Annotated in this window: 11 protein-coding genes, 10 tRNA genes and 1 rRNA gene (1 of these 22 running past the window's edge); 21 read left to right on the top strand and 1 reads right to left on the bottom strand. The window is 40.3% G+C overall.

Features of this window, described 5'->3' with window-relative positions; translation table 11 throughout:
• The first annotated feature begins 41 nt into the window (after positions 1-41).
• From NSU02_RS02115 to NSU02_RS02155, 9 genes are all read left to right on the top strand, one after another.
• Positions 42-818 (top strand): STAS domain-containing protein, encoded by a 777-nt coding sequence (locus tag NSU02_RS02115; RefSeq protein ID WP_339195638.1) that lies wholly within the window; start codon positions 42-44, stop codon positions 816-818.
• Positions 818-1,180 carry an STAS domain-containing protein gene (locus NSU02_RS02120; protein WP_063388242.1) on the top strand — a complete coding sequence of 121 codons (363 nt, stop codon included), beginning with the start codon at positions 818-820 and terminating at the stop codon, positions 1,178-1,180. Before NSU02_RS02115 ends, NSU02_RS02120 begins: the two co-directional genes overlap by 1 nt.
• 1 nt (position 1,181) lies before the next feature.
• The gene (locus NSU02_RS02125; protein ID WP_063388232.1) at positions 1,182-1,583 is read left to right on the top strand and encodes an anti-sigma regulatory factor; all 402 of its coding nucleotides are present in this window, start codon (positions 1,182-1,184) and stop codon (positions 1,581-1,583) included.
• 9 nt (positions 1,584-1,592) lie between these two features.
• A complete protein-coding gene (locus tag NSU02_RS02130; RefSeq protein ID WP_339194047.1) occupies positions 1,593-2,621 on the top strand; it encodes a PP2C family protein-serine/threonine phosphatase in 1,029 nt (342 codons plus the stop codon).
• Positions 2,622-2,659: 38 nt separating this feature from the next.
• A complete protein-coding gene (locus NSU02_RS02135; protein ID WP_339194049.1) occupies positions 2,660-2,983 on the top strand; it encodes an anti-sigma factor antagonist in 324 nt (107 codons plus the stop codon).
• A complete protein-coding gene (gene rsbW / locus NSU02_RS02140) occupies positions 2,983-3,465 on the top strand; it encodes an anti-sigma B factor RsbW (protein ID WP_063388235.1) in 483 nt (160 codons plus the stop codon). Before NSU02_RS02135 ends, rsbW begins: the two co-directional genes overlap by 1 nt.
• The gene (gene sigB / locus NSU02_RS02145; protein WP_063388236.1) at positions 3,431-4,216 is read left to right on the top strand and encodes an RNA polymerase sigma factor SigB; all 786 of its coding nucleotides are present in this window, start codon (positions 3,431-3,433) and stop codon (positions 4,214-4,216) included. The genes rsbW and sigB overlap by 35 nt, the downstream gene beginning before the upstream one ends.
• Positions 4,213-4,812, top strand: coding sequence for a PP2C family serine/threonine-protein phosphatase (locus NSU02_RS02150; protein WP_063388237.1), 600 nt, complete (start codon positions 4,213-4,215; stop codon positions 4,810-4,812). Before sigB ends, NSU02_RS02150 begins: the two co-directional genes overlap by 4 nt.
• 98 nt (positions 4,813-4,910) lie before the next feature.
• Positions 4,911-7,067: a Tex family protein gene (locus NSU02_RS02155; RefSeq protein WP_339194051.1), complete on the top strand. Its 2,157-nt coding sequence runs from the start codon at positions 4,911-4,913 to the stop codon at positions 7,065-7,067.
• Between the two features lie 143 nt (positions 7,068-7,210).
• Here NSU02_RS02155 and cmpA read toward each other — a convergent pair whose 3' ends face one another.
• Positions 7,211-7,324 (bottom strand): cortex morphogenetic protein CmpA, encoded by a 114-nt coding sequence (gene cmpA, locus NSU02_RS02160; protein ID WP_094245000.1) that lies wholly within the window; start codon positions 7,322-7,324, stop codon positions 7,211-7,213.
• Positions 7,325-7,493: 169 nt separating this feature from the next.
• On the opposite strand from cmpA, the gene NSU02_RS02165 reads away from it, so the two are divergent.
• The 12 genes from NSU02_RS02165 to NSU02_RS02220 form a co-directional block, all read left to right on the top strand.
• Positions 7,494-7,952, top strand: a complete 459-nt coding sequence (locus NSU02_RS02165) for a SprT family protein (RefSeq protein WP_063388239.1) — start codon at positions 7,494-7,496, stop codon at positions 7,950-7,952.
• A gap of 134 nt (positions 7,953-8,086) precedes the next feature.
• Positions 8,087-8,161: transfer RNA gene (locus NSU02_RS02170), tRNA-Asn, on the top strand.
• A 4-nt stretch (positions 8,162-8,165) separates the two neighbouring features.
• Positions 8,166-8,256, top strand: a tRNA-Ser gene (locus tag NSU02_RS02175).
• Between the two features lie 8 nt (positions 8,257-8,264).
• A tRNA-Glu gene (locus NSU02_RS02180) sits at positions 8,265-8,336 on the top strand.
• A gap of 119 nt (positions 8,337-8,455) precedes the next feature.
• Positions 8,456-8,530: transfer RNA gene (locus NSU02_RS02185), tRNA-Gln, on the top strand.
• 168 nt (positions 8,531-8,698) lie between these two features.
• Positions 8,699-8,774 (top strand) — tRNA-Lys (locus NSU02_RS02190).
• A gap of 6 nt (positions 8,775-8,780) precedes the next feature.
• Positions 8,781-8,862 (top strand) — tRNA-Leu (locus NSU02_RS02195).
• A gap of 5 nt (positions 8,863-8,867) precedes the next feature.
• A tRNA-Leu gene (locus tag NSU02_RS02200) sits at positions 8,868-8,953 on the top strand.
• 53 nt (positions 8,954-9,006) lie between these two features.
• Positions 9,007-9,083 (top strand) — tRNA-Arg (locus NSU02_RS02205).
• A gap of 4 nt (positions 9,084-9,087) precedes the next feature.
• A tRNA-Pro gene (locus tag NSU02_RS02210) sits at positions 9,088-9,161 on the top strand.
• 210 nt (positions 9,162-9,371) lie between these two features.
• A tRNA-Gly gene (locus NSU02_RS02215) sits at positions 9,372-9,445 on the top strand.
• Positions 9,446-9,519: 74 nt separating this feature from the next.
• Positions 9,520-10,019, top strand: a 16S ribosomal RNA gene (locus NSU02_RS02220); it runs 1,054 nt beyond the window's last position.

The raw sequence follows: 10,019 nt of genomic DNA on the forward strand, positions 1-10,019 counted from the left end.
CTGAAATAGTTGAATTTATCCGAATGCATCGCGACGAGATTATGAAGGATTGGATTGATCGCTTCAACAAGGCTGATGCTCAATCAATTTCCGCTGAGTCTGATCAAATTGATCAAGCAATTGCTGCAGAATATGTGAATATTCTCATCGAATGGAGCAAAAACAAAGAAGATGAATTTTCCGGAAAAATTCATGAATTTTCAAAACGGATTGTCCAGCTTGACTGGCCAATGGACAAAATTGCTCAATGCTTACATACTTTTGAAAAAATATTATTTGCTAAATTGCTTGAGAAACAAATACCGAGTGATCCGCTTGAATTATTATCGGAGATAGAGAAAGTTACCTCACCGGTTAATCGGGAAGTATTTCTGCAATATACCTCTTCATATGAAAGAACCATTAATCTCCAAAAAATGGCTCTGCAAGAATTGTCTGCGCCGTTGATTCCGGTTTTTGATAGCATCACTGTTATGCCATTGATTGGAACGATTGATACGGACCGTGCCAAAAGAATTATGGAAAATTTATTAAAAGGGGTCGTTAAATATCGTTCTGAAGTGGTGCTGATTGATATAACCGGTGTGCCTGTTGTGGATACGATGGTAGCCCATCACATTATACAAGCTGCAGAAGCAGTTCGTCTTGTAGGAGCAAAAAGTTTGCTTGTCGGCATTCGCCCTGAAATTGCGCAAACGATAGTGAATCTAGGCATTGATTTAAGTCAAATTACAACGAAAAATACCCTTCAAAAAGGCATCGAAGCTGCGCTTGAAATGACCAATCGAAAAATTGTTTCAATGGGTGAACGCAGATGATGAAAACGTCGAAAATACCTATTTTAAAACTGTATAATAATCTATTAATTTCAATACAGTGGGAGCTGGACGACAAAACAGCGATGCAATTTCAGGAAGATTTATTAAAGAAAATTCATGAAACAGGAGCAACAGGTGTTGTCATTGATTTAACTTCCGTTGATGTCATTGATTCATTTATCGCCAAGATTTTAGGGGACTGTGTCAACATGTCTAAGTTAATGGGGGCGACGGTCGTATTGACAGGTATTCAGCCTGCTGTGGCTATTACGCTGATCGAATTAGGCATTGAACTGGAAGATATTCATACTGCGCTTGACTTGGAAAAAGGGCTGGAATTGCTTAAGGAGCTGGAGGATTAGAATGGATGGCCAATCCTGTGTAATGATTATGAACGAATGGGATATTGTGGCTGCCCGCCAATTGGGTCGTCATGCTGCGAAAGAACTTGGATTCGGCGCAGTGGACCAAGCCCGGATTACCACCGCAATATCAGAATTAGCAAGGAACATTTATCATTATGCAAATGGTGGGAAAATTTACATCGATAAAATTGAAGAAAAAGAAAAAAAAGGAATTAAAATTACCGCCTCTGATCATGGGCCGGGAATTCCTGATATTCGCAAGGCAATGGAGGATGGATTTACGACGTCAGGAGGACTTGGGGCTGGATTGCCTGGTGTTAAGCGCTTAATGGACGAATTTTATATCGACTCAAAGACAGGCGAAGGGACCGTTGTACAAGTGGTGAAATGGCTTCGTTAGGAGGATTTTATGGCGTTTGATGATGATATTCAAATGAAATATAAAGAGATGTTAGCAAATTACATTCAAGAACTGACCGAACAAGCTTTATATGAAGGGCAGCGCTTCAGTTGGAAAGCAATTGAACATAAAATACCGCCTGAGGAAATCATCAACATCCATTTAAAAGTTTTAAAAGAATTATTTCCAGACATACCAAAAAAGATTTTAGATTCCTTTGACTTTTTATTGGAGGTAATGGTTGGTTATGGTCTGGCTTATCAAGAACATCAATTTTTGAGGGGCAGGCAGCTTGAGCTGAAATCCGAAATTGAAATTGCAGCAAACGTACAGCAGGCACTGCTGCAAACAAATATTCCAAAAGTCGAAGAATTGGACATAGGGGTCATCAGCGTTCCTGCCAAAATTATGAACGGAGATTATTACCAGTTTGCAGAACATGAAAACACAATGAGCGTTGCGATTGCGGATGTCATAGGCAAAGGCATACCTGCAGCATTGTGTATATCAATGATTAAATATGCGATGGACAGCCTCCTGGAATCAAGGCAAAATCCGAGCTACATATTAGAAAATTTAAATAGAGTTGTTGAACAAAACATCGATGTCAATATGTTTATTACCATGTTTTTTGGTAAGTACGATTTTCGGACGAATAAGATTACATATGCATCTGCAGGACATGAACCGGGCTTTTATTATTGCGCCAGCGAGGATCACTTTTATGACCTTCAATCAAAAGGGCTTGTTTTAGGTGTTGACCGGCAAGTGAAATATGAGCAATATGAATTAAATCTTTTCCAAAACGATATGATTATTCTTTTGTCAGATGGAGTAACTGAAACAAGAACGAAGGAAGGATTTATTGATAGAGCTGCAGTGACGAGCGCCATCCGAGCTCATTTACATTTGCCTGCTCAACAAATAGTAGAAAATATTTATAAAGATTTTGAGAAAATGCAAGGTTTTCAATTGCGGGATGATTTCACCTTAATCATTATGAAAAAAATGTTTAAACGGCTTCGAAAAAGGGTATAAGTGAATGGATGATTTTGTCTTTTATGAGGGGGATCAGAATGAATCTTGAAATTGATATTAAAAAGGAAAAAAAGGTTTCGTATGTGCATCTAAAAGGAGAGATTGATGCCTATACTGCGCCAGCGCTAAAAAATAAACTTGCGCCCATTTCTGAGGAAAGCGAACCTTTTATTGAAGTCAACCTAAAAGATGTTGAATATATGGACTCAACCGGATTAGGAGTTTTTGTCGGATTGTTGAAAACGGTCAGAAAACAAGGCGGAAAGCTGAAATTGACAAATTTGTCGCCGCGGCTGGAGCGCTTATTTCATATTACCGGTTTGGACAGCATCATCGAGATTTCAAGAAAAGGTGAGGATTAATGGATAAATGTATTGATTACATTGAAATGAAAATACCTGCGAAAACTGAGTATATAGGGATTGTCAGATTGACTCTATCCGGTATCGCCAATAGAATGGGGTACACATATGATGACATTGAAGATTTAAAGATTGCCGTCAGTGAAGCGTGTACAAATGCGGTGCAGCATGCCTACGGTCATAATGAAAACGGTGAAGTGAGAATCGGCTTCAGCTTGTTTGAAAATCGATTAGAGATCACTGTTTCAGACGATGGAAAAAATTTCGATTTATCAAAAATGAAAGAAAACACCGGGCCTTATTCTCCTTCCATGCCGATTGAAAAATTGAGCGAGGGCGGTTTAGGTTTGTTTCTAATTAAAACGCTAATGGATGAAGTGACAATCGATATGAACTCAGGAGTAACTGTCAAGATGTCCAAGCTTTTAAATGAGGAGCGAATGAGAAATGAACAAACCTCATGGTCAAAAACGAAGCAATAACGAAATCCATGAACTCATTCGTCAAGTTCAGGAAAATAAAGATGAAAAAGCACAAGAACAAATTATTGAACTTTATCAGCCAATTGTTGTTGCACTGGCAAAAAAGTACTCAAGTTCGAAAATGTATCAGGAGGATTTGGTACAGGTCGGGATGATCGGTTTATTGGGAGCGATTGATCGCTTCGACCCAACAGTTGGGAAATCATTTGATGCGTTTGTTGTTCCAACGATTATTGGAGAAATCAAACGCTATCTTCGGGATAAAACGTGGAGCGTCCATGTGCCCCGCAGAATGAAAGAACTTGGACCAAAAATAAATGCAGCGGTGGAGCAGTTGACGAGTCAGCTGGAGCGCTCTCCGAAGGTCAAGGAAATAGCAGAATATTTAGGAGCAGCTGAGGAAGAAGTTTTGGAAGCTATGGAAATGGTCAAAAACTATCATACGCTTTCTGTTGATCACTCAATAGAAGCTGGACCGGATGGAACCGCGGTCACCATTTTAGATCTTGTCGGACAAAAAGACGAGGGCTTTGAACGCATTCTTCAAAAACTGACTATTGAAAACATTATGCACGTTTTAACTGAGAGAGAAAAAGAAATTATTCTACATTCTTTTTATCATAACCGCAGTCAAAAAGAAATAGGTGAAATTTTAGGTATCTCCCAAATGCATGTTTCCAGACTATTGCGCCAAGCATTAAAAAAATTAAAAAAAGCTGTTCACGCTGATCCAATGGAGATAGGGCAATGATTCAATATCAAGAAACTGAACATATTCAATTTTTGACATGTCAGGTTGGAAAAGTAGGCAGTGCTTATTGTGGAGACAGTTTTTTCACCTGTACGGACGAGCATAGATTTGTTTGTGTTGTCGCAGATGGGTTGGGAAGTGGACAAGCTGCGCGTGAATCATCTGAAATCATATGCCAAACGGTGAAGCAATACCAGCAGGAAACTGTACATGAGATTTTTAAACAGTGCCATAAGAAATTAAAAGGTAAAAGAGGCGCGACAGTCGGAATATTAAAAGTGGATTTCGTAGACAAAACTATTACATACGGCTCGGTAGGAAACGTTCGTTTCATCTTATATTTGCCTTCTGGGGAATACATTTATCCAATTCCAACCGCTGGATATTTACCTGGTAAAATGAAGAAATATCGCATCCGCACTTTTTCATATGAAAAAGGGTCAAAATTTATTATTCACACTGATGGCCTTTATGCTTCAAACATTAAAACGGCGTTAAAAGATCATTCTTCTATTCACGAGATTGCGAAAGGCTTCAATAAATTTCTTTCCGATCGGACAGATGATTTAACTTATATAATCGGGCAGCTTTTTTAATTGTTGGGACAATCGGATGGATAACGGTTGTCTTTTTATGTTGAAAAAATTTTTGATAAAATGTTTATGTAGATGGAAATAGTAGTGGAGGCTAAAGAATGTTAAATAATGAGAAAATTTTTCAAATGTTAAGCAGCGAATTATCAATATCCACCAAACAAATTCAAAATGTCATTGCATTGCTTGAAGACGGCAACACCGTTCCTTTTATTGCGCGGTACAGAAAAGAACAAACAGGCGCTTTAAATGAAGTGGAAATACGAAACATTAGTGAACGCTGGCAATACATACAAAACCTTGAAAAAAGAAAAGAAGAAGTTATTCGGTTAATTGAGGAACAAGGAAAACTAACAGAATCTTTGCGAAATGAAATACTGGCGGCTGAAAAATTGCAGCAAGTTGAAGACTTGTATCGGCCATACCGGCAAAAAAGAGGAACGAAAGCAACGATTGCAAAAGAAAGAGGGCTTGAGCCTTTAGCCAAATGGATATATTCCTTGCCGCTAGCGGGATCGATTGAAGAAGAAGCCGAAAAATACATCAATGAAGAGAAAGAAATCCATACGGTTGAAGATGCTCTCTCTGGTGCAAAAGATATTATTGCAGAATGGATTTCAGACGATCCGAATTATCGGCAATGGATAAGGGAGCAAACGTTGAAAGAAGGTATGGTCGTCTCAACGTGTAAAGACGAAGAAAAAGATGAGAAAAAAGTATTCGAAATGTATTACCAATATGAAGAACCGATCAGAAAAATCGTTCCCCATCGTGTTTTGGCGTTAAACAGAGGGGAGAAGGAAGGGATTTTAAGGGTGGCAATCGAGCCGCCGACAGAACAAATAGTAGCCTATTTGAAGAAAAAAATTGTTTCGGATCAAAGGACAATTGCTGCTGATATTTTAATTGAAACGTTGGAGGATGCGTATAGACGGCTCATACAGCCTTCGATTGAGCGGGAGATTAGAAAAGAATTGACTGAAAAAGCTGAAGATCAGGCCATTCGTGTTTTTTCCGAAAATTTAAGAAAACTGCTCCTTCAACCTCCATTAAAAGGAACGATCGTTTTAGGAATCGACCCGGCTTACCGTACAGGATGCAAGCTTGCGGCAGTCGATGAAACTGGAAAAGTTCTTTATATTGATGTGATTTATCCTCATCCGCCAAAAAATGAAATAGAAAAATCAAAACAAAAGCTGATCGATATTATTCAACGCTTCCAAATTGAAGTAATCGCTATCGGCAATGGAACAGCTTCAAGAGAAACAGAACAATTTGTTGCAGATGTAATAAAAGAATTAAAAGAAGATATTTATTATTTAATTGTTAACGAGGCGGGAGCAAGTGTTTATTCAGCTTCTGATTTAGCCCGGGAAGAGTTCCCAGATCTTGAAGTCGAAGAACGCAGCGCAGTATCCATTGCTAGAAGGCTTCAAGATCCGCTTGCTGAATTGGTGAAAATTGATCCTAAATCAATCGGTGTTGGTCAATACCAGCATGATGTATCCCAAAAGAAATTGCATGACTCTTTAACGTTTGTTGTGGAAACAGTTGTCAACCAAGTCGGTGTCAACGTAAATACTGCTTCGCCGTCTCTGTTGCAATACGTATCTGGATTATCAAAAACAGTGGCTCATAATATTGTGAAACGGAGAGAAGAAATTGGAAAATTTGTGAATCGCAACGATTTAAAATCCATCCCACGGCTTGGGGAGAAAACGTATGAGCAATGTATCGGCTTTTTAAGAATATTGGACGGCGACGATCCGCTTGACAGGACGAGCATTCATCCTGAAAGCTATGAAGACGCTAGAAAACTGCTGTCAAGCCTTTCATTGACAGTCGATGATATCGGTACAGAACTGTTGAAAGATAAAATCAGATCGCTGAATATTCAAGAAACTTCAAAAGCCTTGCATATTGGCGAATATACATTGAAGGATATATGCGATGCTTTAATGAGACCGGAGCGCGATCCTCGTGATGAAGTTCCAAAACCTCTTTTGAAAAAAGATGTGCTGCAGCTTGAAGACTTGAAAGAAGGAATGGAGCTGCAAGGAACGGTTCGAAACGTAGTAGACTTTGGTGTATTTGTTGATATCGGCGTTAAACAGGATGGACTTGTGCACATTTCAAAATTAAGCAAACAATATGTAAAGCATCCTTTGGACGTTGTTTCGGTTGGGGACATCGTGACAGTCTGGGTGGAAAAAGTTGATGTTGATAAAGGAAGAGTCGCTTTAACAATGGTTAAATAAATAACAACAGAAATCACGGCTGTCGGCAAAGTCGACAGCTGATTTTTTTATCAACCTTATATTGCATGCTGATGGAAGCAAACAACGATCTATCAACCAAAAATTTTGAAAAAAAGTTAGTCTGTTCTTTGAGAGCTGTTGAATTATGAGCAATGCTTTTTTCTATAGAAATACCAGCATTGATTTAATAACTTGATTTGATAAACGTTTTTTTCATAATATGCTTTCTTCATTTGATTTATAAGCCAATTCGGCATTGGTTAATACCTCCTTGGATGTATTGTTCTTTTTGGCTTGCCATTTTATGGTCAAGAAAAAAAGCATATGCTAAAATAAAATATGTGAGTCCGATTAGATGTAGTAATATTTATTGTATGCGTTAAGTTGTTGTCCTGTTCAACATGTTTTTAAAGTAGGTGCAGTACATTGAATGATGACCAGCTTCAAAAACTTGTGGAGCAAATTTCACTATCCTTTTTTGGGAAAAAATTTGTTCACAAAGCGTATTTTAATCACCGTCTTCGAACAACAGGCGGAAGATATTTATTAAACAGCCATGATATTGAAGTGAATAAAAAATATTATGAACAATACGGAATGGACGAATTAATAGGGATTATTAAGCATGAACTTTGCCACTACCATCTTCATATCGAAGGAAAAGGTTTTCGGCATCGGGACTCTGACTTTAAAATGCTTTTAAAAAAAGTAGGTGCACCTAGATTTTGCACACCATTAAGAGAAAAAAATAAAAATAATATTATTTATATTTATAAATGCCTATCATGTATGAGCACTTTTATTCGCCGTAGAAAAATGAACCCAGAACGATATTTATGCGGAAAGTGCGGAGGAAAAATTCAATTTTATAAAAATAATGGTTGACGAAAAGGAGAAAGATATGATAAAGTATAAAAGCCGTCGCTAATTGGATGGTAGCGAAAAACAATATATAATGAACTGTTGACAAAATTATAAATGCTCATTACAATGGTTACAGTCGTCAATTTTTTCTTCATTCCGCAGTAGCTCAGTGGTAGAGCATTCGGCTGTTAACCGAACGGTCGCAGGTTCGAATCCTGCCTGCGGAGCCAATTTGGAGAAGTACCCAAGTGGCTGAAGGGGCTCCCCTGCTAAGGGAGTAGGTCGTGTAAGCGGCGCGAGGGTTCAAATCCCTCCTTCTCCGCCATGAAAAATGGCCCGTTGGTCAAGTGGTTAAGACACCGCCCTTTCACGGCGGTAACACGGGTTCGAATCCCGTACGGGTCATTCATATTCGCTGAAATAGGAAGTTGAAAAACTTCCTATTTCTAACTTTAAAAAATCCAAAACAAAAAGTCTTTACATAGCGTTCAAAAAATGTTACAATAAATTTTGTGACTTTTTGATGGGCTATAGCCAAGCGGTAAGGCAACGGACTTTGACTCCGTGATGCGCTGGTTCGAATCCAGCTAGCCCAGCCACTTATTATAAAAATAATAAGAGCCATTAGCTCAGTCGGTAGAGCAACGAGCAAGGCTTCGTTGAATAAGCAGCGAGTTGTCCCGACGCATCCAGCATCCTTGAGAAAGCTGGAAGAGGAAGGGACATCTGACCGACTTTAAAACAGATTAGAAGAAATTACTTTTTATGAGCCATTAGCTCAGTCGGTAGAGCATCTGACTTTTAATCAGAGGGTCGGAGGTTCGAATCCTCCATGGCTCACCATTTAATGCGGGTGTGGCGGAATTGGCAGACGCACTAGACTTAGGATCTAGCGCCTTACGGCGTGGGGGTTCAAGTCCCTCCACCCGCATATTCGCGGTAGTGGCGGAATGGCAGACGCGCTAGGTTGAGGGCCTAGTGGGGGCGACCCCGTGGAGGTTCGAGTCCTCTCTACCGCACCAAAAAAGTGTTGACATCATATTTTAAGTGAGTTACAATAAAAAACCTGTGGAATGCGCCCGTAGCTCAATTGGATAGAGCGTTTGACTACGGATCAAAAGGTTAGGGGTTCGACTCCTCTCGGGCGCGCCATATACGGGAAGTAGCTCAGCTTGGTAGAGCACATGGTTTGGGACCATGGGGTCGCAGGTTCGAATCCTGTCTTCCCGATTTTGATCAATATAGGCTTAAAAGCAAAATTGCATGAATAAATTAAGATATGTGGGTGTAGTTTAGTGGTAAAACCTCAGCCACGAGCGACACTTCAATGAATAATCTGCGAGTTGCCTCGACGCATTTACATCCTCGAACAATGCTGGAAGAGGAAGAGGCATGGAAAATGCGTGTTTATCATCTAAATAGAAAAACAAATATTTTCGCGCGGGTGTAGTTTAGTGGTAAAACCTCAGCCTTCCAAGCTGATGTCGTGGGTTCGATTCCCATCACCCGCTCCAAAATGATCCTTGAAAACTGAACAAAACGAAAAGCGTGCCTGTTGATTCTGACAAGAGCATTTGGTGACAAACTTTTTTTGGAGAGTTTGATCCTGGCTCAGGACGAACGCTGGCGGCGTGCCTAATACATGCAAGTCGAGCGGACCGAAGGGAGCTTGCTCCTTTAGGTTAGCGGCGGACGGGTGAGTAACACGTGGGCAACCTGCCCTGCAGACTGGGATAACTTCGGGAAACCGGAGCTAATACCGGATAACACCGAAAACCGCATGGTTTTCGGTTGAAAGGCGGCTTTTAGCTGTCACTGCAGGATGGGCCCGCGGCGCATTAGCTAGTTGGTGAGGTAACGGCTCACCAAGGCGACGATGCGTAGCCGACCTGAGAGGGTGACCGGCCACACTGGGACTGAGACACGGCCCAGACTCCTACGGGAGGCAGCAGTAGGGAATCTTCCGCAATGGACGAAAGTCTGACGGAGCAACGCCGCGTGAGCGAAGAAGGTCTTCGGATCGTAAAGCTCTGTTGTCAGGGAAGAACAAGTGCCGTTCGAACAGGGCGGTACCTTGACGGTACCTGA

Source organism: Aeribacillus sp. FSL W8-0870 (assembly GCF_037963755.1).
GTDB classification, from domain to species: domain Bacteria; phylum Bacillota; class Bacilli; order Bacillales; family Aeribacillaceae; genus Aeribacillus; species Aeribacillus composti.

Excerpts from the sequence above, each read along its gene's own strand:
- NSU02_RS02115 (WP_339195638.1), top strand. The coding sequence starts at position 42 with ATGAAGGATTGGATTGATCGCTTCAACAAGGCTGATGCTCAATCAATT.
- NSU02_RS02120 (WP_063388242.1), top strand. The coding sequence starts at position 818 with ATGAAAACGTCGAAAATACCTATTTTAAAACTGTATAATAATCTATTA.
- NSU02_RS02125 (WP_063388232.1), top strand. The coding sequence starts at position 1,182 with ATGGATGGCCAATCCTGTGTAATGATTATGAACGAATGGGATATTGTG.
- NSU02_RS02130 (WP_339194047.1), top strand. The coding sequence starts at position 1,593 with ATGGCGTTTGATGATGATATTCAAATGAAATATAAAGAGATGTTAGCA.
- NSU02_RS02135 (WP_339194049.1), top strand. The coding sequence starts at position 2,660 with ATGAATCTTGAAATTGATATTAAAAAGGAAAAAAAGGTTTCGTATGTG.
- rsbW (WP_063388235.1), top strand. The coding sequence starts at position 2,983 with ATGGATAAATGTATTGATTACATTGAAATGAAAATACCTGCGAAAACT.
- sigB (WP_063388236.1), top strand. The coding sequence starts at position 3,431 with ATGAACAAACCTCATGGTCAAAAACGAAGCAATAACGAAATCCATGAA.
- NSU02_RS02150 (WP_063388237.1), top strand. The coding sequence starts at position 4,213 with ATGATTCAATATCAAGAAACTGAACATATTCAATTTTTGACATGTCAG.
- NSU02_RS02155 (WP_339194051.1), top strand. The coding sequence starts at position 4,911 with ATGTTAAATAATGAGAAAATTTTTCAAATGTTAAGCAGCGAATTATCA.
- cmpA (WP_094245000.1), bottom strand. The coding sequence starts at position 7,324 with ATGCCGAATTGGCTTATAAATCAAATGAAGAAAGCATATTATGAAAAA.